The organism is Shinella sp. GW835-FHT14H05 (assembly GCF_058793575.1).
Map to the genome: position 1 here is coordinate 243,641 of NZ_JBXAFY010000003.1, position 23,780 is coordinate 267,420.

At 65.6% G+C, this 23,780-nt stretch carries 22 protein-coding genes and 1 pseudogene; 2 read left to right on the top strand and 21 right to left on the bottom strand.

Going from position 1 to position 23,780, the window contains the following annotated elements:
- From AC1Q6Z_RS12380 to AC1Q6Z_RS12445, 14 genes and pseudogenes are all read right to left on the bottom strand, one after another.
- A complete protein-coding gene (locus AC1Q6Z_RS12380) occupies positions 1–1,074 on the bottom strand; it encodes an ABC transporter ATP-binding protein (RefSeq protein ID WP_492648026.1) in 1,074 nt (357 codons plus the stop codon).
- Positions 1,071–1,994, bottom strand: coding sequence for an ROK family protein (locus tag AC1Q6Z_RS12385; protein WP_492648027.1), 924 nt, complete (start codon positions 1,992–1,994; stop codon positions 1,071–1,073). Before AC1Q6Z_RS12385 ends, AC1Q6Z_RS12380 begins: the two co-directional genes overlap by 4 nt.
- Positions 1,991–2,776, bottom strand: coding sequence for a 6-phosphogluconolactonase (locus AC1Q6Z_RS12390; RefSeq protein WP_492648028.1), 786 nt, complete (start codon positions 2,774–2,776; stop codon positions 1,991–1,993). The genes AC1Q6Z_RS12385 and AC1Q6Z_RS12390 overlap by 4 nt, the downstream gene beginning before the upstream one ends.
- Positions 2,773–3,648 carry a sugar phosphate isomerase/epimerase family protein gene (locus tag AC1Q6Z_RS12395; RefSeq protein WP_492648029.1) on the bottom strand — a complete coding sequence of 292 codons (876 nt, stop codon included), beginning with the start codon at positions 3,646–3,648 and terminating at the stop codon, positions 2,773–2,775. The genes AC1Q6Z_RS12390 and AC1Q6Z_RS12395 overlap by 4 nt, the downstream gene beginning before the upstream one ends.
- A gap of 28 nt (positions 3,649–3,676) precedes the next feature.
- The gene (locus AC1Q6Z_RS12400; RefSeq protein ID WP_492648030.1) at positions 3,677–4,945 is read right to left on the bottom strand and encodes an ABC transporter substrate-binding protein; all 1,269 of its coding nucleotides are present in this window, start codon (positions 4,943–4,945) and stop codon (positions 3,677–3,679) included.
- A 103-nt stretch (positions 4,946–5,048) separates the two neighbouring features.
- Positions 5,049–6,224, bottom strand: a complete 1,176-nt coding sequence (locus AC1Q6Z_RS12405; RefSeq protein ID WP_492648031.1) for a glycerate kinase family protein — start codon at positions 6,222–6,224, stop codon at positions 5,049–5,051.
- Between the two features lie 146 nt (positions 6,225–6,370).
- The gene (locus tag AC1Q6Z_RS12410) at positions 6,371–7,786 is read right to left on the bottom strand and encodes an SLC13 family permease (RefSeq protein ID WP_492648032.1); all 1,416 of its coding nucleotides are present in this window, start codon (positions 7,784–7,786) and stop codon (positions 6,371–6,373) included.
- Positions 7,787–7,882: 96 nt separating this feature from the next.
- Positions 7,883–8,254 (bottom strand): hypothetical protein, encoded by a 372-nt coding sequence (locus AC1Q6Z_RS12415; protein ID WP_492648033.1) that lies wholly within the window; start codon positions 8,252–8,254, stop codon positions 7,883–7,885.
- A 178-nt stretch (positions 8,255–8,432) separates the two neighbouring features.
- Complete coding sequence (locus tag AC1Q6Z_RS12420; protein ID WP_492648034.1) at positions 8,433–9,149, bottom strand: DUF6065 family protein; 717 nt, start codon at positions 9,147–9,149, stop codon at positions 8,433–8,435.
- 85 nt (positions 9,150–9,234) lie between these two features.
- Positions 9,235–9,465 (bottom strand): annotated as a pseudogene (locus tag AC1Q6Z_RS12425) (DUF6958 family protein); the annotation flags it as partial.
- A gap of 55 nt (positions 9,466–9,520) precedes the next feature.
- Entirely contained in the window at positions 9,521–10,057 is a 537-nt protein-coding gene (locus AC1Q6Z_RS12430) for a GFA family protein (protein WP_492648035.1), read from the bottom strand.
- 1 nt (position 10,058) lies between these two features.
- Positions 10,059–10,691, bottom strand: a complete 633-nt coding sequence (locus tag AC1Q6Z_RS12435) for a TetR/AcrR family transcriptional regulator (protein WP_492648036.1) — start codon at positions 10,689–10,691, stop codon at positions 10,059–10,061.
- A 130-nt stretch (positions 10,692–10,821) separates the two neighbouring features.
- Positions 10,822–11,547: an anti-sigma factor family protein gene (locus AC1Q6Z_RS12440; protein ID WP_492648037.1), complete on the bottom strand. Its 726-nt coding sequence runs from the start codon at positions 11,545–11,547 to the stop codon at positions 10,822–10,824.
- Positions 11,544–12,086 carry an RNA polymerase sigma factor gene (locus tag AC1Q6Z_RS12445; RefSeq protein WP_064329375.1) on the bottom strand — a complete coding sequence of 181 codons (543 nt, stop codon included), beginning with the start codon at positions 12,084–12,086 and terminating at the stop codon, positions 11,544–11,546. The genes AC1Q6Z_RS12440 and AC1Q6Z_RS12445 overlap by 4 nt, the downstream gene beginning before the upstream one ends.
- 99 nt (positions 12,087–12,185) lie before the next feature.
- Between AC1Q6Z_RS12445 and AC1Q6Z_RS12450 the strand changes: the two genes are divergently transcribed.
- Complete coding sequence (locus AC1Q6Z_RS12450; protein ID WP_492648038.1) at positions 12,186–13,574, top strand: S8 family serine peptidase; 1,389 nt, start codon at positions 12,186–12,188, stop codon at positions 13,572–13,574.
- 3 nt (positions 13,575–13,577) lie between these two features.
- Here AC1Q6Z_RS12450 and AC1Q6Z_RS12455 read toward each other — a convergent pair whose 3' ends face one another.
- The 6 genes from AC1Q6Z_RS12455 to AC1Q6Z_RS12480 all read right to left on the bottom strand — a co-directional run bounded on the left by AC1Q6Z_RS12455 (position 13,578) and on the right by AC1Q6Z_RS12480 (position 20,344).
- Positions 13,578–14,444: an ABC transporter permease gene (locus tag AC1Q6Z_RS12455; RefSeq protein WP_256116459.1), complete on the bottom strand. Its 867-nt coding sequence runs from the start codon at positions 14,442–14,444 to the stop codon at positions 13,578–13,580.
- A 2-nt stretch (positions 14,445–14,446) separates the two neighbouring features.
- The gene (locus AC1Q6Z_RS12460) at positions 14,447–15,316 is read right to left on the bottom strand and encodes an ABC transporter permease (protein ID WP_256116460.1); all 870 of its coding nucleotides are present in this window, start codon (positions 15,314–15,316) and stop codon (positions 14,447–14,449) included.
- A 5-nt stretch (positions 15,317–15,321) separates the two neighbouring features.
- Positions 15,322–16,395 (bottom strand): ABC transporter ATP-binding protein, encoded by a 1,074-nt coding sequence (locus AC1Q6Z_RS12465; protein ID WP_492648039.1) that lies wholly within the window; start codon positions 16,393–16,395, stop codon positions 15,322–15,324.
- A 96-nt stretch (positions 16,396–16,491) separates the two neighbouring features.
- Positions 16,492–17,568 (bottom strand): extracellular solute-binding protein, encoded by a 1,077-nt coding sequence (locus AC1Q6Z_RS12470; RefSeq protein WP_256116462.1) that lies wholly within the window; start codon positions 17,566–17,568, stop codon positions 16,492–16,494.
- Between the two features lie 183 nt (positions 17,569–17,751).
- Positions 17,752–19,239: an aldehyde dehydrogenase family protein gene (locus tag AC1Q6Z_RS12475; protein ID WP_492648040.1), complete on the bottom strand. Its 1,488-nt coding sequence runs from the start codon at positions 19,237–19,239 to the stop codon at positions 17,752–17,754.
- A 1-nt stretch (position 19,240) separates the two neighbouring features.
- A complete protein-coding gene (locus tag AC1Q6Z_RS12480; RefSeq protein ID WP_492648041.1) occupies positions 19,241–20,344 on the bottom strand; it encodes a mandelate racemase/muconate lactonizing enzyme family protein in 1,104 nt (367 codons plus the stop codon).
- A 172-nt stretch (positions 20,345–20,516) separates the two neighbouring features.
- Here AC1Q6Z_RS12480 and pdxR point away from each other — a divergent pair, with 172 nt between their 5' ends.
- Positions 20,517–22,034 (top strand): MocR-like pyridoxine biosynthesis transcription factor PdxR, encoded by a 1,518-nt coding sequence (gene pdxR, locus AC1Q6Z_RS12485; RefSeq protein WP_492648042.1) that lies wholly within the window; start codon positions 20,517–20,519, stop codon positions 22,032–22,034.
- On the opposite strand, the gene AC1Q6Z_RS12490 is transcribed toward pdxR, so the two are convergent.
- The gene (locus AC1Q6Z_RS12490; RefSeq protein WP_492648043.1) at positions 22,031–23,647 is read right to left on the bottom strand and encodes a GMC family oxidoreductase; all 1,617 of its coding nucleotides are present in this window, start codon (positions 23,645–23,647) and stop codon (positions 22,031–22,033) included. The genes pdxR and AC1Q6Z_RS12490 overlap by 4 nt on opposite strands.
- Positions 23,648–23,780 lie beyond the last annotated feature (133 nt).

Sequence of the window (23,780 nt, forward strand, 5' to 3'; positions counted from 1 at the left end):
TCAGGCCCTCCCCGGAAGAAGCGCGCGGTCGTCCTTGCCGAAGAGATGCGCGCGCTCGTGTTTCCAGCCGATAAGGGTCGTGGCGCCGGGCCGGATATCCGGCTTGCCCTGCGCCTTGACGACGATGGACCGGCCATCCCCCACATTGAGGTGGACAAGGGATTCCCCGCCGAGCGGCTCGACGAGCAGCACTTCGGCCTCCAGCGTCGCTTCGCCGCCGCCGAGCATCAGGTCTTCGGGCCGGATGCCGAGCGTGACGTCGCCGGCATAGTCGTGCGGTGCAAGCCGGTGACGTCCGCCGGAAAGCGACAGCACGCTATCCTCGCCTTCGCGGGCCAGCAGGCCCGGCAGAAAATTCATGCGCGGGGAGCCGATGAAGCTTGCGACGAAGCGGTTGGCCGGGCGCTCGTAGAGCTCCATCGGCGTGCCGATCTGGGCGATGAAGCCATCCTTCAGCACGACGATGCGGTCGGCAAGCGTCATCGCCTCCATCTGGTCGTGCGTCACGTAGACGGTGGTGGCCTTCACCTCGCGGTGGATGCGGGCGATCTCGACGCGCATCTCCATGCGCAGGTCGGCGTCGAGATTGGACAGCGGTTCATCGAAGAGGAAGAGCTTTTGCTGGCGCACGAGGGCGCGGCCGATGGCGACGCGCTGCTGCTGGCCGCCGGAAAGCTGTGCCGGCCGGCGCTCCAGCAGGTGGTCGATCTTGAGGAATTTTGCCGCCTTGGTGACGCGCTCGCGGATTTCGGCGGCGGGAAGCCGGGCGGTTTCCAGCGCGAAGCCGAGATTGCGCTCGACATTCATGTGCGGATAGAGCGCGTAGGACTGGAAGACCATGGCGATGTTGCGCTTGGCCGGCGGCGTCTCGTTCATGCGGTTGCCGGCGATACGAAGCTCACCGTCGGAGATTTCCTCCAGCCCGGCGATCATGCGCAAAAGCGTGGACTTGCCGCAGCCGGAAGGCCCGACGAAGACGACGAACTCGCCCTCGGCGATCGCGAGGTTGAGCTTGTCGATGATGGTCAGCGCGCCGAAACGTTTGACGACATTGATGAGATCTATACCGCTCATGACCGTTCCATCTTGAATGTCCTGTGGGCCAGCGCCGCCACGCCGATGGCGCAGGCCGTGTCGCCGATGAGGCTCGCCACGATCGGCATATCGCGCGCGCCCTCGGCCCAGATGAACTGGCGCGTCAGCGCGGCAAGCCGCGGGGTCACTTCGGGATCGCTGCCGATGCCGCCGCCGAGCACGAGCACGGCGGGGTCCAGCGTGTTGATGAGCTGGCCGAGATAGGAGGCGAGCGAGAGCAGCGCGTTCTCCACCATTTGCGCGGCCCGCGGATCGCGCGCCTCCGCCTCGAACAGCGAGAGCGCGGTGGCATCCGGCCGGCCGATGAGCGCGCCGTAGCGCTCGCCGAGCGCCTTGCCGCCGGCGAAAAGCTCCAGATTGTGCCGCACCTGCCGGTCGCGCGCCGGCCCGTCGAAGGCGACGAGATCGCTGCCGGAAAAGTGGATGGCAAAGCCGCGCGCCCCTTCATAGGGCGCGCCGCCGATCACCAGCGAATGGGAGAGGCCGGTGGAAATCGTGACGTAGACGAAGGGATCGACGCCCCGGCCGGCCCCCATCCAGCCTTCCGCGAAGGCGGCGGCGCGGACGTCGCTATCGATGTGCAGGGCGCCGACGCGGCCGAGGCGGGCGCGATAGTCGAGCCCGCGCCAGTCGAAATTCCAGGCCGAGGCCGGCTCGCCGTCGCGCGTCACCAGTTCCGGCAGGCAGATGCCGAGTGCCGCGGCCTCCAGCGCCTCGCCGTCCGCGCGCTCCCGCATGGCGGCCGCGAGGTCGCAGACGAGATCGAGCACCGCGCCGCCGCCATTCTGGCAGGGCGTCGCCTCCGTGCGCTCGGCGACGACGGCGCCGTCCGAGAGGCGCACGATGCAGGCCTTCGTCTTGGTGCCGCCGACATCGATACCGATCGCGTGCCGGGTCATGGTGCCGCCCTGGCCGCCGCGTCGGCGTGCAGTTCAGCGTTGCGGCACTCTACGGCGATGGTCGCCGGCCAGTCCGGATCGTAGGCGGATACCGTCGAAAGCCGCCGGAAAGCTTCACGTTTTCCCTCGCCCCAGACGATCATCGCGACCGCCTTGGAGAGGTTCGCGATCGAGCCGGTGCCGATGGTGAGGCCGTGCGTCGGCACTTCGTCCAGCCCGCGAAAATCCGGAAAGGTCGCGAGATTGTCGCGCCGTGTCTGCTCTGCGAGCGTCACGATGCGTGAACGGCTGTCGCGTGTTGAACCCGGCGGGTTGAAGGCGATGTGGCCATCGCCGGCGCCGGAGGCGAGCAGGAAAAGATCGATGCCACCGAGGCTTTCGATCTCGGCGTCATAGGCTTCCGGCTCGGCGAGGGAGGGCATGCGGAAGTTCGCTTCCGGCATGCGCAGCTCTACCGGCAGCGCCCGGTTGATCCGGCCAACGATTTCCCGCTCGCCAAAACCACGGCAGGAATAGTGGGCGGAAGCCGGCGGCGGAGAGAGGCCGTCGGGGCCGGACAGCAGGTATTCGTCCATCATCGCGACGATCAGCCCGGAGCATTCGATCGGGTCGGCGGCAAGCTGGCGTTCCAGCGCCTGATAGACGGGCATGGGGCTGCGACCGCCCGGGCAGCCGAGCACATAGGGCCGGCCCGCCGCATTGGCGGCGCGAAGTTCCGTAAGGATGCGGGTGGCGAGATGTTCGCCGATCGCCTCGGGATTGTTGTGGATCATAACCTTCATCGGCCGGCCTGCCCCTGAAGCAGAGAAGAGACGAAGCGGTAGTTCCGCGCGGCGATCGCCTTCGGCGTTTCGGGATGTTTCGGTGCAAGGTCCTGCTCGATGACCAGCGGGCCGTCGTAGCCATGTGCCAACAGCGTCGCCATGAAATCGGCGATGTCGACCACGCCACGGTCGAGATCGGTCATGATGCCGTCCTCGAAGGCGCGGTCGCAATGGATGTTTTCCGCCAGGACCTTTTCGCGGAACGCCCCGTCGACGTTCTTCAGGTGGATGGAGTTGATGCGCGCTTGGTGACGCAGGAAGAAGCTCTTAGGATCTGCCTTCCAATAGGCGTGGTGGCCGGTATCGAGGCAGAGACCAACCAGCGCCGGATCGGTCTCGGCAAGCAGACGCTCGATCTGGCTTTCATGCTCCACACAGGTGCCGACATGGGGGTGGAAGCTGAATTGCAGCCCGTGCTCGCGGGCGATACCGGCGGAGAGCATGGTCAACTCGACGACGCTGCACCAGCCGGCTTCATCGACGACGCCCATCCGGTCCTTCGGATAGAACTCGGACTCGTCCATCAGGATGAAACGCGTGCCGCCGACGGCCGACAGCAAGGCGCAGATCTGGTGCGTCTTGTCCGCCAGCGCCGCGGCCGTATCGGCATCCGCCAGCGTGTGAACATGGGCCGCCGCGACCACGGAGAGGCCGCGGCGGTCGAGTTCGTGCGAAAGCACTTTCGGGTCTGTCGAAAAATAGCCGTAGGGGCCAAGCTCGGTGTGGCGGTATCCGGCCGCGACGATGCGGTCGAGATAATCGGTCCAGCCGAGGTCGTTGCCGGTGGGCCAATAGACGCCCCAGCAGCACGGTGCGATCGCGATATTCACTGTCATGTCCTCGATGGGTCGGCGCGGCTTACCAGCCGCGCTTCTTCAGCCGTTCCAGATCGCTGCTGACATTGGTCAGCGCCTCTTCCGCGCCTTCCTTGCCGCTCAGCACGTTGTGCACGCCGTTGAAGATGCGCTGCGAGACACGGTTGTAGGAGGCGCCGGTGACCTGCGAGGGGCGGGAGGCGCTTTCGGCATAGGCCTTTTCGGCAAAACGCAGCGCCGGGTTGGCCTTCAGGATTTCCTCGTCCTGGTAGAGCGCCTTCAGCGTCGGGCTATAGGCTTGCAACGCGCGGCGCTTCTGCTCCTTGGCGCCTGTGAGGTAGCGCACGAGGCTCACCGCCGCGTCGGTATCCTCGGCATATTTGGACACGCCGAGCAGGCCTGCGCCGTAGCAGCCGCTCGACTTCTCGCCCTCGGCGCCGACCGGCAGCGCCATCACGCCGACCTTGCCGGCGAGCGCCGACCCTGCGGCTTGGCTGGTGCCCCAGACATAACCCCAGTTGCGGTGGAAGACGGAATTGCCGGCCTCGAAGACGCCGCGCGAGCCTTCCTCGTCATAGTTCAGCACGCCCTCCGGGCTGATGCCGCCGATCCACGAGCGGGCAAGGTCGAGGGCCGCGACGGCCTTCGGATTGTTTGCGGTGATCGTGCCGTCCGGCGCGATGAAAGTGCCGCCGCCATAGGAGGCGACCCATTCCAGCGCGTCGCAGGTCAGGCCCTCATAGGCGCGGCCCTGCCAGACATAACCCCACATGTCCTTGGTGCCGGCGGCGCGTTCCTGTTCCTGGATGGACTTGGCCGTTTCGGTCAGTTCCGCCCAGGTCTTCGGTTCAGCCTTGCCGTATTTTTCAAGCAGGTCCTTGCGGTAGAACATCAGGCCCGCATCGACGAACCAGGGCATGGCGAGCAGCTTGCCCTCGATGGTGCTATCGGCGAGCGCGGAATCGAAATGCGCCGCAAGCTCTTCCGCCGGCACCTTTTCCTTGAGGTCGATGAGATGGGCGGCAAGCGCGCCGACCCAGATATTGTCGAGCGTCAGCACGTCGATGTCCCCGGACTTGCCGGCGAGAAGTTGCTGGTAGAGCGGCAGCGCCTCACCCCAGTTCGCCGGCATCTTGTTGATCTTGACCGTGTTGCCGGTCTCCTTCGCCCAGGCCTCGGAGGCCGATTGGCAAAGTTCCAGTTCGGCGCCGGCCGAGCTGCAGAAGATCGACACTTCCGCCGCGCCCGCAGAACCGCCCCACAGGACGGCGCCAGCCAGCGCCGTCGTTCTCAGAAATCCATCCCAATGCACTGTGTTCTCCTCCCACACCGCGTTAAGTTCGCAAAATTACTATACCGTCTGGTCGGTAAAGTAAAGTGGATGAAATTGCACTGTGGAAGGTTGTTTCAGTGGGCTATGCGGCGTCGTCCAACCGGTTCTTCAGGCTCATGCCGACCATCACCATGCGGGCGGCATCTTCGGCTGCTCGGGCGAGCAGTTTCGGCGCCGAGGAAATCGCGTCTTCCAGCGAGCAGGGCCGGCTGAGGATGGAGGCGAAGGCGTCGATGCCGTGTTCGAAATTGAGGCGCACGCCCTTGCCGATGGTGCCGGCGAGCGCGATGACGGGCACGCCGGCGCGTTTGGCGCGCTGCGCCACTTCGGCCGGCACCTTGCCGAAAGGCGTCTGGCCGTCGAGGCTGCCTTCCGCGGTGATGACGAGATCGGCCTTAGCGATGAACCGGTCGAGTTCCAGATACTGCATGACGATGTCGTAGCGCGGATGCAGCCTGCCGCCGACGAGGCCGAGCACCGCGGCACCAAGCCCGCCGGATGCGCCGGAGCCGGGCGCCTGCCCGACATCGATGCCCGTCGTGCGCCGGATGGCGGCGGCATAGGTCTCCATGGCGGCGGCGAGGACCTCCACCTGTGCCGGCGTGGCGCCCTTCTGCGGCCCGAAGATGCGCGCGACACCGCGTTCGCCGAGCAGTACATTGTGCCAGTTGACGGCGGCATCGATGCGCACGCGGTTAAGGCGCGGATCGCGGCCGCTGATATCGATGGCGGCGAGGCGGGCGAGCGCGGCACCGCCACGGGGCAGGAGGTCGCCTTCTTCGTCAAGCAGCCGGATGCCGAGCGCTTCGGCCATGCCGGCGCCGCCATCGTTGATGCCGCTGTCGCCGCAGCCGAGCAGGATGCGGCGTGCACCCCGGTCGAGCGCCGCGCGCACCAGTTCGCCGACGCCATAGCTCGTCGTCAGGCAGGGATTGCGCCGGTCGCGCGGAACCAGTCTGAGGCCTGCCGCGGCCGCCATCTCGATGACGGCGGTCGGCTCGCTGCAACCACCGAGGAAGCCGAAATGCGCTTCGACCGGATCATTGACGGGGCCGGTGACCGTCAGATGATGCAGCACGTCGCCGGTCGCCTTGACGAGGGCCTTGGTAAAACCCTCTCCGCCATCGACCATCGGCGCCTTCAAGACGGTGGCCCCGGGGAAGGCGCGCTTGACGCCGCTTTCGATGCAATCCGCTGCCTGATCGGCCGAGAGGCTCTCCTTGAAACCGGAGGGGGCGACGAGAACCGTGAAAGACATGGGGATGTTCCTTTTACTATGACAATCATGTGACAGGGGAGGAACGGGATGGCTCGGTATCTATTCCGCCAGAATGAAAATAAATTTAGTCGGCTAAATAAAAAGAGGCCGCGCTTGGCGGCCGTTTTCTTTTCGGTGTGCGCGGTTCAGCGCAGGGGCAAGCCTTGCAGCGGCCAGACGAGCGTGGCGAAGACGATGAGCAGCACCACGAAGGGCACGACCAGCACCATGGCGAGCCGCAACAGGTCGGCCTGACCGAAGGGCGGCGGGTCCATCGCGCCGAACAGCGCCACCGGCTTGGCGGAGACCATCAGCGTCTGGCAGAAGCCGCTCGCTAGCGTCACGACCATCACGAGGTTGAGCGGATCGACGCCGAGGGCGGCGAGCGGCAGGGCAAGGGCGGGAATGAGCACGGTCGCCCGCGCCGTGCGCGAGGTGATGACGAGGTGGGAGAGCGTCGCCACGATGGCGGCAAACCCGATGACGAGCGCGGGCCAGGCCGCGATGCTTTCGCCGGCGAGGCCGACCACCCGCTCGGCCAGCACCTGCGCCGTGCCGGTCGCCAACAGCGCCTCGCCGATGACGAGCGTGCCGGCGAGGAACAGCAGCAGGTTCCATTCCACGCCCTTGAGAGCGGCCTTCAGCGGCAGGCGGGAGACCCGCTCGGTCGCCAGCAGCAGGGCGGCGGCGATGCCGATGAGCGGCATGCCGATGCCGTGCAGGGGTTGGGCCGCGAAGAGCAGGATCATCGCGCCGGTGATGGCGAGCACGGTCCATTGCTGGCGCGTCAGCGGGGTGGGGGTCTCATCGGGGCTGCGCGCCGCGATCGCCATCGTACGTTCCTCACGGGTGAGGAAAAGTCGTAGCAGCACGGCGCAGGCGAAGAGCGAGCACAGCAGCGAGAAGGGGCCGGCGAGCGCGATCCAGCCGAGGAAATCGGGGCTTTGGCCGCGCAGGCGCTCCATCATGCCGGCCGCGACGAGATGGGCGCCCGCACCGATCAGTGATGCGCCGGCGGAAAGCAGGATGACCGAGGGAAAAAGCAGCGCCAGGGCGCGGTTGACCCGCGCATGGCCGATCGCCGCAGCAAGGCCGAGATAGACCGGCGCCAGCATGGCGGCGCGCGCCGATGTCGAGGGGATGATGAAGGCGGTGGCGAAGATCAGGAGCGTCAGCGCCCAGAACAGGCCCTGCACGGTGGTAAGCCGGGCAAGCAGCCGGCGAATGATCTGCTCGATCACGCCGACCTGCCGCAGCACGCCGGCCACGACGAAGGCCGCCAGCATCAGCCAGACGATATCGTTGCCGAGCGAGCGGTAGAGCACGTCCTCGTCGATCGCGCCGACGACCGGCAGGAGTGCTGCACCCGCCAGCGCCACGGGCGTATCCGGCAGGTCGAGGATTGTCCAGGCGGTGATCGTCGCCACGAAGACGGCGAGTGTCAGCCGCATGTTGAGGGTGAGGCCGTCGATCGTGAGGAAGATCAGCATGGCGCTGAAGGCGAGCACGATCGCCGCGACGATCTGTTTCACGCGGGCGAGCGGCATGCTCGGCTCCAGCATCGGGGACGGTTCCCCACGCCGATCGGCGTGGGGTCCGGGAGGGGCGATTGCATAAAGGGCCACGATCGCCCTCCTTTCGGTCTTTCAGGCTGCGGCTCAATCGTTGTCGGACGACGAGTTCGACGAACCGTTCGAGTTCGAATTCGAGTTGCTGTTCGAATTGGAGTTCGAGTTGGAATTGCTGTTACTGTTGGAATTCGAATTCGAATTGGAGTTGGAATTCGAGTTGGAGTTCCGGTTCGAGTTGGAATTCCGCGAGGAATTCGACGAGCTGTTGGAGTTGCGGTTCGAGCTCCAGCTGCCACGACGGTCGTCGTCGCGGTCGCGGCCGTAGCGCGCCTGGCTCGCCTTGCTGGTGCGCGTCATCTTCTGCAGGAAGCGGTAAACCGGGTCGTCGGCGACGGCGGGCGCGGGGGCTGCGGCGCCGACCACCAGGAATGCGCTCAGGATTGCGATGACCTTCTTCATGGTGTTTCTCCTTTGAGTGACAGCCTCGTTGGCTGCGAGGGAGAAACGGCGGTGCGTAAATCTTATTCCCGATAAAACAGAAATAATTTCAATGTGATAGCCTATTCCTAAGACGCATGCGGCATCGCCGCCGCTGCGGGGCGCAGCGACGGCCAAGGCGATGTATCCGGCTCAGAGCCTATCGCTGGGCGCGGGCGAACTTGCGATACCAACCGTCGGCGGCGAGCGTCTTGCGCAGGATCGTCTTGCGCACGGTGCCCTCTACCGGGTTTTCCGCACGAATGTCCGCGTCGAGATCGGAGGCATCGCGGCGGAAGGGGATGACCTGCACGATCGGCGTGCCGCGTTCCAGCATATGCAGGCCGTCCTCGCCGATGGCGAAGAAGGGGAAGTGGATTTCCGACTGGTAGGTATCGGTATCGACCACGCCGGCGACGACCTCGAAGACGCCGTTCGGCCGGTTGAGCGGCGGCACGAACAGGCAGCTCCAGCCGGGCGGCGTGCGGATGGTCCAGTAATTGTGGAACTTGCAGGGTGGCAGCGGCTCGCGCGGATTGCCGGCGACCTGGTGGCTGGCATGGTTGCTGACCAGCGTGCGGTCGAAATCCCAGCCGCAATCGACCGTCTTGCCGCCATCGGAGATTTCCATGCGCACGCTTGCCGCAAGGCCGATCACCCAGCCGGCGGCCATGGCGTCGAGGAAGGGCATGCAGCGCTTTACGGTGATGCCGCTGTTGGTGGGCGAGACCTGCGTCTCGTCGATCGCGGGCAATTTGCGGAACCAGTCGGGTAGCGCCGTCTTGGCGCGCACGGGGGCGGGGATCACGCCCTCGTCCTCCTTGCGGCAGAGAAAGGTCAACCGGGGCTGCGGTTTCTTCAGAAGGGCCAGGGCCATCGCTGTTCTCCTCATCAATCGATGCGAGAAGAACGGCGATGGACGAAACCTATTCCCGGCGGTGCGAAAAATTTTTGGCCGGGCGTCAGGTCACCCGGTAGAGTTGGACCGGCCGCTTCGGCGCGCGCTTGATGATGCCCTTGGCCTCAAGGTCGAGCTGCACGGCCTTCATCCACCAGCCCGCCTTCTGCCGCTCCGGAAAATCCGTCTCCGAGAGGTGCGGCAGCAGAGCCTCCTGCGCCTGCGCGACCGTCATGCCCGGTGCGATGTCCGGCAGGGCGGCAAGTAGTGCCGCGCGCATCGCCATATATTTCGTGCGGTCGAGCCGTTAGGTGCGGCCGGGCGTGTTGGTGTTCTCGACTCCAATCTTGTCAGACATCGATCGTCCCCCCGACAGCGATTTTCGGATTGCGGAAGCCCATGGCGATCCAGGCCGCCAGGAGCTTTCCGTAAAAGGCGACCGTGTGGGTCTTGAGGTTGGGAATGTCGGCGGGCAGGCCGGAGCGATCGGCGAGGTCGCTCGTCATGGTGCGCAGCTCCGCCTTCGGTCTCTGGGCTTCCGGCCAGAGGTGCAGGTAGAGGCTCAGCCAGTATGCGCCCTTCATCTCCAGGAACATGGGCGTGTTGCAGCAGGTGGCGACGACGCGCCGCGAGCCGGCGGTGGGGGAGAGACGGAATTCCTTGAGGTTTTCAGCGCCCGCCAGGATGCGGACCCGATCCTTGCGGTATTCCGCGGCTGGTGTCGCGTGGTAGCTGGTCAGCGTGTTCTTCGCGCCGGGAAGCGTCGCGAGCCTACCGGCGGCGGCCCGGCAGCTGTTGCACAGGCATTCGGAAACCAGGATCGGGCTTCCCTGCACTTCAAGGCGCGTCTGGCCACAGGCGCAGCCGATCTGGGTTGTTCTGCGCATCTCAGTCATCCTCCGTGACGTTGAACAGGTATCGAATGTAGCGCTCCAGATGGTCGAGGCTTTCGCGGGCGAGTGCGGGGTCGTTGGCCGCCTTCGCCAGGATGAAGCCGCCCTGGAGAACGGCCTGCGTGTGGCGCGCGAGGCTCTCGGCCGTCCAGTCGGTCGCCGTGATGCCGCGCTCGCGCCGCGCCATCTCGATATCGGCCTCCAGCGTTGCCGTGTGCCCGAACATGCTGCGCCCGCAGGCATCGCGAATGTCGGGCGCGCTCACAAAAACCTCCTGTGCCATCGTGCCGACGAGGCAGGTGAACTCCTGCAATTCGCCAGCAATGATCGCCTTGCGGAAGGCGACATAAGCGAGCACCCGCGCCAGCGGCTCGCTTGGGCCGTGATAGGGGGCGGCGGCGAAATAGGCCGACGTCGTCTCGCCCCAGAACTCCGCGGCCGCGACCCCGAGAGCCTCCTTGCTCCCGAAGTGATGGAAGAAAGCGCCCTTGGTGACATCGGCGGCCTTGCACATGTCCTCGATGGTGGTCGCGGCAAACCCCTTTTCGCGAATGATGTCGCGTGCGGCCTCCAGGAGGCGGATCCGCGCATTGCCGCGTTCGGGCGATTGTTTGGTCGGTCTGGACATGCGGAAAACATACCATACAGTCGGTATGTGTCAAGTGTGAATTGATGTCAACCTATTTGCACGTTTGGGCTGGAAGCAAACGGTGCTGAACCGGCCTCGAAGGAAGCCGGTTCAGCACGTTGTATCGAGTTTAAGGTGCGAGCGCCTTGCGCTCCTCTTCGGCGGAAAGCGGGGCGCCGGCCTGGATAGACGTCAGATAGGCGTCGATGGTCTCCTGCGAGGAGGCGGGCACGTAGCCTTCGACCTGCGGGGTCGTCAGCGCCAGCCGCGTCGCCCAGGCGCCGTTCTGGCGGCAGGCGACGGTTAGCGTGCTGCTCGCCTGCTGTTTCAGCTCGTATTCGCGGCAGAGTTCGCCGCGCTCGTCGCGGAACGAGGCGACGACATGCAGCACCGCGCCCGAAAGCGTCACGTCCCTGCCGGAAACCTCGCGGTCGAGGGCGGCGGCGATCTCGGCGCCGGAATCCGTTGCGGACGGCCCCATGCGGCCGAGCGTGAAACCGATGACACCTGTCACCACCGCCACGAGACTGGCCGCAACCGGCATGAGCCAGCGCCGCACCGTCGGCTGCGCCGCCTGTCGCGGTTTCGGACGGAAGGAGACGATATTGTCCCGGGGCGCCTGCGCCTCCTCCGCCATCTTGCGCACTGAGGCCAGCAGCGCTTCCGGCACCGGCTCGTCGATCAGTGGTTTCAGCGCGTCGCCCACCAGCCGGCGGCTGTCGAGGAAGACGGCCAGCCGTTCGGCCAGCGCCTCGTCTATCGCAAGCGCCTCTTCCAGCGCGAGGCTTCGCGCCTCGTCCAGCTCGCCATCGGCGAAGGCCATCAATGTCTCGTCGTCGAATTCGTCTTTGTTCATGAAACGCCGCCTTTCGTATCGGGCGAACGTCTCTCGCCAAAACTTATTCCCGTCAGCTCCATCAGATTTTTTCGCGCGCGGGCAAGACGGCTCATTACGGTGCCGATCGGGATGGCGAGAACCTCGGCCGCATCGCGGTAGCTGAACTCCTCGACGCAGACCAGCACCAGCACTTCGCGCTGCTCGTCCGGCAGCTTCTGGAGGGCGATGGTCACCTCGGCCAGATCCATGCGGGCATGGGCGGCGGCCTCGCCGGAGGGCACGGAGACGTCGCGCGCCTCGTCGATGTCGTCATGCGGGCCGGCGGTCTTCAGCCGGCGCAGGTGGTCGATCCACAGGTTGCGCAGGATGCGGAACATCCAGGCATCGAAGCGGCTCTCCGGCGCAAAACTGTCGGCGGCGAGGATGGCGCGCTCGCAGGCCGCCTGCACCAGATCGTCGGCGAGCTCCCGCGACCGGCAGAGCGAGATCGCGAAGCGTCTGAGGTTCGGCAGGAAGGCCACCAGCCGTTCCGGCACCGTCGGCATGTCATTCGTCATGCGATTTCTTTGGCACGCCATGGAATAAGCTGTCGAGTCAAACGTATGTCAGGATACCAGTCACCGATCCGCCCCACCGATCGACCATGGAGAACGACCATGCCGAGCCGCCTTGCAGCCCTCTCCGGAAGCCTCTCCCTCCTCGTGGCCATGACCCTGGCCGGCACGGTGGCGCTGCCTGCGCCGGAGCGCGGCTTTGCTCCCGGCGTCGCCGTGGTGCTCGCCGACGACGATGATGATGGCGGGGACGACGATGATGGCGGCAGCAGCCGTGGCGGTCGCGGCGGCGAATGGCAGCCGAAAGCGCGGGGCGACCTGCGCTCGCTGTTCCGCTGGCCACCGCGCGAGGTGCGGCGTGCGCCTGTGCGCCGTGCCGTGGTGGCGGTGCCGGACCGGGCGCCGAACGAAATCGTCGCGACCGGCCTTGACGACGATGCCATTGCCGGCCTGGCGCAGGACGGTTTCGTCGTGGACGACCGGGTCGAGATCGCGCTCATCGGCGGCGAAATGGTACGCCTCATCGTCCCGCAGGGCATGACGCTCGATGCGGTGCGCGCCGCCGTCTCCGCTCGCAGCGCCTCGGCGACGGTGGATTTCAACCATTTCTACCAGCCGCAGGCCGGGGACAAAGCCGCCTGCGTGCGGGAAGGCTGCGCGCTGGTGCGCCACATGGTCGGCTGGCCGACCGGCGAGGCGGGAAGCGGTGTGGCCTGCTTGAAGCCGCAGCGCATCGGCCTCATCGACACGGCGATCAATGCCAAGCATACGGTTCTCGCCAATGCTCGGCTGGAGGTTCTCGACCTCGGCGATGGCGACGGCGCACCCTCGGGCGAACAGCATGGCACGGCCGTGGCGGCCCTTCTGGTCGGCGCGCCGGGCAGCCGCGTGCCGGGCCTGTTGCCGGGCGCGGAGCTTGTCGCCGTCGATGCTTTCCAGCGCTTCCGCAAATCCACCGACATCGCCAATGTCTACGACCTCGTGCGCGCGCTCGACCTGTTGATCGGCCGCGACATCAAGGTCGTCAACCTGAGCCTGACGGGGCCGGAGAACCAGATCCTGAAGCGCGCCGTCGAGGCCGCCGCCGACCGGGGGACGATCCTCGTCGCCGCCGCCGGCAATGACGGGCCGAATGCCAAGCCTGTCTATCCCGCCGCCTACGAGGACGTAATCGCGGTGACGGCCGTGGACAAGGCGCGCAACCCCTATCGCCGGGCGGTGCGTGGGGACCATATCGATATCGCTGCTCCCGGCGTCGGCGTGTGGACGGCGGCGTCGATTTCCGGCGCCCGGCAGAAGAGCGGCACGTCCTTCGCCGCACCCTTTGTGACGGCTGCCGTCTCCATCCTGCTTGCGGAAAAGCCCGGCCTCTCGCCGCAGGAGGTCGAGGCGGAACTGATGAAATCCGCCGAAGACATCGGCAAACCCGGCAAGGACGCCGTCTACGGCTGGGGCCTGCTTAATGCCCGCGCGCTTTGCGGCAGCGGCTGACGCTCAGGCCTCCTTGTTGCCGCCGCGCTGCACCACCACGCTCAGCAGCGCGAGCAGGCCCGATCCCACCATCAGGAAGAACGAGACGGCGTTCAGCACCGGCGTCGAGCCGACCTTCACCATGCGGTCGTACATGGTGATGGTCAGCGGCGCGTCAGAGCCGACCAGCATCAGCGTCGTGTTGAAGTTCTCGAAGGAGACGAGGAAGGCGACGACGAAGGCGGAGAACAGGGCGGGCATCAGATAGGGCAGCGTCACGGTCATCAGCACGCGCAGCCGCGTGGCGCCGAGATTGAGGGCGGCTTCTTCGAGCGCGATGTCGAATTTCCGGAGCCGGGCGCCGATCACCAGCGATGTGATTGTCGTCAGGAACGAGAACTGGCCGAGGATGACGAGGAAAATGCCGGGGCGCAGGAAGTCCCATTCGATGCCGAAAGTTTCTTCGAGGCCGTTGGCGATCATGCTGGCGAAGACGAGGATCGAGATGCCGAGGATGACGCCGGGAATGACCAGCGGCACGATCATCATGATGTAGAAGATGTTCTTGCCGGGGAACTGCTTGCGCTCGAACAGGAAGGCGTTGCAGGTGCCGGCGGCGACCGCGAGTGCGGAGACGGCGACGCCGATGATCAGCGAATTCTGCAAGCCGCGCAGCAGGCGCCGGTCATGGAACATGCCGATCTTCGGCTCGGTGCTGCTGAAGAACCAGTCGAGCGTAAAACCGTTCCAGGGCAGAGCGGGGAACATCGAATCGTTGAAGGCGAACATGCCGGCGGCAAAGAGCGGTGCCGCCAGATAGACGAGGAACGCCAGCATATAGAAGCGATAGACCCACCGGAGGAAGGACGATTGGGGAGCCGCGACGTTCATGCTCAGTCCTTTGCGACGGTGGAGGCGAGGTTCTGGCCGGTCAGCCGCAGGCCGAGCCAGACGACGAACGAGGTGAAGACGAGCAGCAGCACGCCGAAGGTCGCGCCGGACTCCCAGTTGTACCGCGTCACGAACTGCTCGTAGATCTGCTCGGTGAACCACATGCTGTTCTTGCCGCCGAGCAGGATCGGCGTGAGATAACTGCCGGCCGTCAACATGAAGACGATGATGCAGCCGGCGACGATGCCCGGCATCGCATAGGGCACGACGATGCGGCGGAAGACCGTGAGCCGGCTGCCGCCGAGATTGTAGCCGGCCTCGATCAGCGAATTGTCCATGCCGTCGAGCGTCGAGACGAGCGGCACGATCATGAACAGCACGACCGTGTAGACGAGGCCCATCACCACCGTGGCGTCGTTATAGAGAAATTCCACCGGGCCGCTGATCAGGCCGATCTTCTGCAGGAAGGACGAGACGAGACCGGTTTCGCGCAGGATGACGATCCAGCCGAAGGCGCGCACGAGGTCGCTCACCCAGAGCGGGATGAGGCACATCAGGAAGAGCGCGGCGCGCGAGCGGCGCTGCGCGATCTTGGCGATGTAGTAGGCGACGGGAAAGCCGATGATGAGCGCCATGACCGTGACGAGGATCGACATCCAGGCGGTGCGAAGCAGCGTGTTCCAGTAGATCGGCTCGCTGACGAAGGCGGCGTAGTTGGCGAGCCCGAAGGTGTATTCGCCCGGCCCTACTTTTTCCCGCAGCGAAATATAGCCGATGCCGAGCTGTGGCAGGATGATCAAAAGCACGATCCACAGCGCGAAGGGGGCGAAGAGCAGGATGAAGGAGAGTTTTCCGATGTCCGTGCGTGGCATCGCCGTCACCTCGACACGCTGAAGCAGCGACCGTGGCTGTGGCTCCAGCCGATATCGACGGCCGCACCCGGCACGATGCGGCCGGTGCCGTCCATCACGGCCTGGCCGACCTCGACGAGGTTGCCGCCCTGGCTGCGCACGAGGATGCGGCTGCTGGCGCCGTTGAAGAGCAGGCTTTCGACGGTGCCCGCCAGCCGGTTCTCGCTGCCCGCACCGACCGAAAGCACTTCGGGCCGCACGAACAGCTCGACCGCGCTGCCGGCCGCAATCCGGTCGTCGCCCGCCTGCGCGATCGCCTCGCCGCCGCCGTCGAGCGCCACGCGCACCTTGCCGTCCGAAACCGAAACGGCGCGGCCCGGCCAGCGGTTGCTGTCGCCGACGAAGCCGGCGACGAAGCCGGTCTTCGGATCGTTGTAGAGTTCCTGCGGCGAGCCGATCTGCTCGAACTGGCCGGCATTCATCACCGCCACATTGTCCGACATCAGCAGGGCTTCCGACTGGTCGTGGGTAATGTAGAGGAAGGTCGTCTCGAACTGGTGCTGCAATTGCTTCAGCTCGATCTTCATGCGCTCGCGCAGCTTGAGGTCCAGCGCGCCGAGCGGCTCGTCGAGCAACAGCACGTCCGGCTCCAGCACCATGCAGCGGGCGATCGCGATGCGCTGTTTCTGGCCGCCGGAAAGCTGGGCGACCTGCTTTTCCTCCGTGCCGGGCAGGCCGACGCGGTCGAGCACGGCCGCCACCTTGCGGGTGATGTCGGCCTTGTTCTCACCGCGGCAGCGCAGGCCATAGGCGATGTTCTCGCCGACATTCATCATCGGGAAGAGGGCGAGATGCTGGAACACCATCTTGACGGGGCGCTTGTTCGGCGGCGTCGAGAGCACGGATTTGCCCTTGATGCGAATGTCGCCGCTCGTCGGCTCCTCGAAGCCGGCGATCATGCGCATCAGCGTGGTCTTGCCGCAGCCCGATGGCCCGAGAATGGAGAAGAACGAACCGCGCGGAACGTTGAAGGACACGCTGTTGACGGCGGTATAGGCCCCGAAGCGCTTGCTCAGGCTTTCGCATTGAAGGTCGTGCATGGAGTGCTCGCAAATCAGAGCCGCATTGCGGCTTATTCTGAAGCCAGCCGGCCGAGGGAAGGCTCCCGACCGGCTGGCGTCATGTCCTGGGACGGATCAGTTCGACGTGGCGGCCTTGATGCGCTCGAGCGCCTTGCCTTCCATGTCTTCAAGCCCTGCCGGGATGTTGGCGAAGAATTTCAGGTTCGCCAGATCCTTTTCGTCGAAGGCGGCCTGCACGGCGGCCTTCTTGTCGTCCGGCAGCAGGTCGATGCCGTTGCTGACGGCGGCGATCGCGCCGGTGGAGTCCGACATCAGCTTGACGATCTCGGGCTTCATGACGAAGTTGATCCACTTGTAGGCGGCGTCGTCAGCCTCGCCCTTGCGCGGGATGACGAAGGTGTCGATCCAGGCGAGCGCACCGGTTTCCGGCGGCACGTAGACCAGGTTCTTGTTCTGGCCGTAGAGCTTGAAGGCAGTCGAATCCCAGGCTTCCGAGACGACGACTTCGCCGGAGAGCAAGAGCGTCGACAGGTCGTCGCCGCCGTTCCAGTAGGTCTTGACGTTGTCCTTGCAGGAAATCAGCTTTTCCGTCACCTCGTCGAGCATCGTCTGGTAGGCCGCCTTGTCGCCGTAGAGCGCGAAGGGGTCCTTGCCGAGCGCGAAGGCCGTGCCGAGCAGGATGGTACGGCGCAGGCGCATGGAGGTGCGGCCCTTGTATTCCGGGTTGCAGAGGTCGCCCCAGCCCTTGACGTCCGGCGCCTTGGAAACGTCGGCGACGATGCCGGACGTGCCCCACTGGTGCGGTACGGCATAGAGCGCGCCGTCGATGGTCGCATTGGCCTTCACGCCTTCGAGAAGGTTCGGCGCGAGCGAAGCCGTGTCGATCTTCGACAGGTCGAGCGGCTTGTAGATGTTGTATTCCTGCTGGGCCGCGAAGATGCGGTCATGGCTCGGCTGGGCGAGGTCGTAGCCGGCGCCGCCGGTGGCGCGGAGCTTCGCGACCATTTCCTCGTTGTTGGAAAGCGTCACCTCGACGGTGATGTCGGGGTTCGCTTCCTCGAAGAGCTTGATGACGTTGTCGGGCGCGTAACCGCCCCAGGTGAGCAGTCGCAGGGTTTCGGCCTGGGCTGCGGTGCTTGCGACGAGCAGGGCAAGCGCCGTCGTCGCGGCGAGCGCGAATTTGGTTTTCATGCTGTTCTCCTCTTCCATTTGGCTGTTGAAAGTCGCCGTTTTTCCGGCGTTCTTTTCTGCTGAGGACCATCTCACTCCCGACGATGGCGCTCGATTCCCGATTTTTTAGCCGTTGGCATCAAAGAGTGAGATTGGCTTCCCCGAAAGGTCCATTATCTCCTTGCCGTAAGACCATTATGACGTTCAGCTTATCTTCGCCGCCAGGCTCTTGGTCCGCGTGTAGCTCTTGAGCGCCGCAAAGCCCTTTTCGCGGCCGAAACCCGACAGCTTGTTGCCGCCGAAAGGCACCTCGATGCCGCCGGCAAAATATTCGTTGATGAAGATCTGGCCGACGTCGATATCGCGCGCCATGCGGTGGGCGCGACCGAAATCGCGGGTATAGATGCCGGCGACGAGGCCGAAATCGGTGCCGTTGGCGATGGCGACCGCTTCCTCTTCACCGTCCACGACCTGCACGGAGAGCACCGGCCCGAAAATCTCTTCCTGGATGACCGGGTCGTCCGCCTTGACGGCATCGAGAATGGTCGGCTCGAAGAACCAGCCCGTGCCGCTCTCCTGATCCACTGCGCGACGGCCACCGGCGGCGACAGTGATGCCGCGCTCGCGTGCCCCGTCTACATAACCGGCGACCTTGTCGAGATGGGCGGCGGAACTCAGTGCTCCGACCTGTGGCCGGCGCAGGCCATGGCCGATTTTCAGGGCGCCGGCGCGCGCCGCGATGCGCTCGACCAGTTCCGCATGCACCCCGCGCTCGACGACGAGGCGGGAGCCGGCCGAGCAGATCTGCCCGGCATTCTCGTAGATCGCGCCGAGCACGCCTTCGACGGCGGCATCGAGGTCTGCATCGGCCATGACGATGACCGGCGACTTGCCGCCGAGTTCGAGCACGACGCTGGTGACGTTGACGGCAGCCGATTGCATGACCCGGATGCCCGTCGGCACGGAACCGGTGAAGGTAACGTGCCGGACATCCGGGTGCGACACCAGCGGTCCGCCAGCTTCAGCGCCGGTGCCGGTAACGACGTTGCACACGCCGGCGGGAACACCGGCACGGTGGAGGATGTCTGCGAGCATCAGTGCCGTCAGCGGCGTCTGTTCCGCCGGTTTGGCGACCACGGTGCAGCCTGCGGCAAGTGCGGGCGCGATGCTGCGGGCCGCTGTCGACAGCGGATAGTTCCACGGGATGATATGGCCGGTGACGCCGACCGGTTCCTCGATCGAATAACCGATATAGTCGGTGCCGAGCGGGAAGGTGTCGCCCTGGATCTTGTCGGCGGCGCCGGCATAATATTCGAAGCAGCGCGCCGCGCCCGCGACGTCGCCTTCCGCTTCCTGCAAGGCCTTGCCGCTGTCGAGGCTTTCCACCACGGCAAGCCGTGCGGCTTCCGCCCGGATGATCTGCGCTGCACGGAACAAGATTGCGCCGCGGACGCCCGCCTTGGTGCGTCCCCAGTCGCGCTGCGCCTTGCGGGCGGCAGCGACGGCGCGGTCGACGTCGCTTCCGTCACCGGCGGCAAAGGCATGGAAGGCGCGGGCGGAGCCGGGGTCGAAGGTCTCCATCGTGCGGTTGCCCGCGGCGGCCACGAAGGCGCCGTCGATGAAATGGCCGGCGGGCAGGCCGGTGAGCGTGCCGGTCGAAAAATACTCGCTGACGAGGGTTTCGGTGCTCATGTCAGTTCGCCTCGCTTGCCTGGTAGCTCGACTTGGCGAGCCATTCCGGATCGATTTCCACGCCCCAGCCGGGTTCGTCCGTCACGGTCGCCTTGCCGTCGACGATGTCATAGGGCGACTTGCGGAACAGGCCGTCCTGCCAGGGGTAATAATCCTCGCCCTCGATCGAGAATTCGAGATATTTGCCGGCATTCGGGATGGCGCGCAGCAGATGCATGGTGAAGAGCGTCACCATGGAGAGGTTGGCGGCGTGCGGCGTAACCGGAATTCCGGCCGCCTCCGCCATGCGCGCGACGCGCAGCGTGCGGCTGATGCCGCCGAGATAGCAGATGTCGGGCTGCACGACATCGACCGCCCGCATCTCGATCATGCGACGCCAGGTCGGCAGGTCGCAATCCTGCTCGCCGCCTGTCACGTCCATATCGAGCGCCTCGGTGACTTCCTTCGTCTGTTCGAGCTCCCAATAGGGGCAGGGCTCCTCGTAATGCACGAGGCCGTTGTCCTGCATGATCTTCCCGACCTCGATGGCGCGCGCTGGCGAATAGCAGGAATTGGCGTCGGCCAGCAGGGCGGCGCTTTCGCCGACCGCTTTGGCGATCGTCGGGATGATCTCTTCGGTGCGGCCCGGCCATTCGTCCTGGTTGCGGCCGCACTCCGCGCCGACGCGGAATTTGAAGGCATCAAACCCGTATTCGCCGCGCAGCCGCCTGAAGCGCTCGGCCTCGTCGGCCGGCGTGATGTCGCGCTTCATCGAGGAGGCATAGGCGCGCAGCGGGCCGGCGGAACCGCCGAGCAGCGCCGCCACCGGCTTGCCGGCGTGTTTGCCGCGCAGGTCCCAGATCGCGGTGTCGAGGCCGCACATGGCGCGGTAGAGATAGGAGCCCGGAAACTTGTGCTCGCGCTCGAAGATGCGGTCGAGATGGTCGTCCAGGTCGATGATTTCGGCGCCCACCGTATAGGGCGCGACCTGGCGGTGCAGGACTTCGGATGTGATGTCGGAATTGTAGGTCGAAACCTGGCCCCAGCCGGTCGCACCGGTCTCGTCGGTCACCCGGACGAAGCCGACATACCGGTTGCAGAAGGTCTCGATGCGCTTGATCTTCATGACGCTCTAACGTGTCCCTGGGCCAATCTGGCTGGCGGATGGCGTAATGTGGATGGCCACTTGACGCCGCGAATTGGTATGACAATCATCGCAAAGTCTTTGAGCGGTAAGGTCCACTTTGCTTTATGTAGCGGACCATTATTGCGGGCGGACGACAGGGCGGGAGTGGGACATGGTGAAGTATCCGGGCGGGGCGCTGCTGCCGTCGTTGCATTTCGACCGCACGTCCCGCACGCCGATCAGCACGCAGCTCTGCTCGGCGCTCCGGGAAATGATCCTGTCGGGCGAGCTCCCACCGGGCGAGCGCCTGCCGTCCAGCCGGACGCTCGCGAAGGACCACGCGGTCTCGCGCACCACTGCGATCAGCGTCTACGAGCAGCTCGCCGCCGAGGGGCTGATACGCTCCAGCATCGGCGCCGGGGCCTATGTCGCCGATACGCTTCGCGATGGCCGGCCGGTCGCGCCGCCGAAGAGCAGTCCGGAGGAGATCCGCAGCCCGCCGCGCCTGGCGCAGCTCAGCGCCGATGCGTCGGAGCATTATTTTCCCCGCTTGGCGCATCCGGAAAACCCGCGGCCCTTCATCACCGGCATCCCGGCCTTCGACGAATTCCCGATGGCGCTCTGGGCCAGCCTGGTGACACGCTACTGGCGCCAGCCGCGCAACCTGTTGCTGGGTTACCCGCCGCCGGAAGGGCTGATGGAGCTGCGCCGCGCCGTGGCGATGCACCTGCGCGCCAATCGTGGCATCACCTGCGAGCCCGAACAGGTCTTCATCTTCAACGGCGCGCAGGATGCCTTCAACCGCATCGGCAACACACTGCTCGATCCCGGCGATACGGTCTGGATCGAGAATCCCGGCGCGATCGGCGCGAGGAACAGCCTGATCTCGTCGGGCGCGAAACTCGTGCCGCTCAGCATCGACGAGGAGGGCATCAACGTCGCCGAGGGGCTGGAGGTCGCGCCGGATTTCCGCCTCGCCTTCGTCACGCCCGCGCATCAGCATCCGCTCGGCGTGACGATGAGCCTCCAGCGCCGCTTCGAGCTTTTGCGCGCGGCGGAGCGGGCGGGGGCCTGGATCATCGAGGACGATTATGTCGGAGAATTCCACTATGCCGGCCATCCGCCGCCGACGCTGAAGAGCGTCGATACGTCCGGCCGCGTCATCTATGTCGGCAGTTTTTCGAAGACTCTGTTCGCCGCCCTTCGCCTCGGCTACGTCGTGGCGCCGCCGGAACTGGTCGATATCTTCTACCGGATCGCCGGGGCGACGTTGCAGGGCTCGGCCGCCAGCCTGCAATCGGTCGTCGCGAATTTCATCGAGTGCGGGCATTTTTCCAGCCACATCCGGCGCATGCGCCGCGTCTATGCCGAACGGCTCCAGGCGCTGCTCGACGGTGCTGAAAAACACCTTGGCGGCATGCTGGAGGTCGCGCCGACCGAGACGGGTTTCCATACGGTCGGGCGCCTCGCGCCGGATTTCGACGAACTGGCGGTCGCCCGCCGCGCCGCTGAGCGCAACGTGCTCGTCTCGCCGATCAGCCGCTTTGCGATCACCCCGGTCAGCCAGCGCGGCCTGATCCTCGGCTTCAGCTCCGCGCCGCCGCGCATGATCGCAAGTGCTGCGGAGACGCTGGCGCTGACCCTCAAGGACATGCGCAAGGAACAGGCGAAGGGCCGCCTGACTGCCTAGCGGGCGGCTGCGAGGATGAGGTCGGCGCCCTTTTCGCCGACCATGATCGTCGGTGCGTTGATGTTGCCGGCGGTGATACGCGGGAAGATCGAGGCGTCGACGACGCGCAGTCCATCGACGCCATGCACCCGCAGGCGCGGATCGACCACCGATGTCGCCGGCTCCGGCCCCATGGCGCAGGTGCCGCAGGGGTGGAACACCGAGCCGGAGCGCTGGCGGATGTCCGCGACAAGATCCTCGTCGCTGGTGATGTCGGCGCCGGGCTTGATCTCGTGCTTGATGATCTCGCGCATCGGCCCGGTCCCGGCCAGCCGCCGCAGGAAATGCGCGGCTTCCAGCAGTTCCTGCACATCCTCGTCCGTCGAAAGATAATTCGGCCGGATTTCGGGTGCGGCGAAGGGATCGGCGGAGCGGATGCCCAACGCTCCGCGGCTGGTCGGGTGACAATTGGAGACACCGACGAGAAAGCCGGAGAACGGGTCCGGGCTCATCAGCGCCCGCCGGCCGGGGATCGCCCGCGTATAGCTGACGGGCGAGAAATAGAGCTGCATGTTCGGCCGCGTGCGCTCAGGGCTGGTGCGGAAGAAGCCGCCGCCCTGGTTGACGCTGAGCGACAGTGGGCCGCTACGGGTCAGCACGTACCGAAGCCCCACCGCAAGCCGGCCCCACCAGGGCCGCAGCACGTCGTTCAGCGTCGGACGCTGGCTCGCATAGAGGTGGTCGAAGCCGATATGGTCCTGCAGGTTGCGACCCACCTGGTCGGCCGCATGCACGACCGCGATGCCGTGGCGTTTGAGCATCGCCGGCTCGCCGATGCCGGAAAGCTGGAGGATCTGCGGCGTGTTGACGGCGCCGGCGGAGAGGATCACCTCGCGGCGCGCACGGATCTGGCGGATTTCGTTGCCCCGTCGGTATTCGACGCCCTTCGCGCGGCGACCCTCGAACAGCACATGCGTGACATGCGCGGCCTTGATCACATGCAGGTTCTCCCGGTCGCGGACGGGCGCCAGATAGGCGGTCGCGGTCGAGCAGCGAAAACCATTGCGCGTGGTGATCTGGTAGATGCCGATGCCTTCCTGCGTCGCGCCGTTGAAATCCGGGTTGCGCACGAGCCCCGCCTCGATGCCGCCGGCGAGGTAATTTTCACAAAGCGGATGCACGACCTTCTCGATGTTGCTGACCGTCACCGGTCCGCCCGCGCCGCGCCAGGAATCGGCACCGGCGACATTGTCTTCCATGCGCTTGAAGACCGGCAGCACGTCGTCATAGCCCCAGCCCGGATTGCCGAGCGCGCGCCATCCATCAAAATCCTGCGCCTGGCCGCGGATGAACACCATGGCATTGATCGAGCTCGACCCGCCAAGCACCTTTCCGCGCGGCCAATAGCTCTGGCGGTCGGCGATGCCCGGCACCGGTTCGGTCAGGTACTTCCAGTTCAAGGTGTTGTGGTAGAAGGCCTTGCCGTAGCCGATCGGCATGCGCACCCAGAAATTCAGATCGCTGCCGCCGGCCTCCAGCAGGGCCACGCGGTATGTGCCGTTTTCCGAAAGCCGGTTCGCCAGCACGCAGCCCGCCGATCCCGCGCCGACGATCACGTAGTCGAAGTCTTCCATGTCCCTGCCAGGTCTCCCGCCATGCGATGTCCAAGCCTATTGCTATATCGGAATTGGCCTTTGCGTCAGCGTCCATTGCGAAAGGTTCAGGATACCAGTCCGGGCGCGCCAGGAAGCTTTTCTTGACATATAA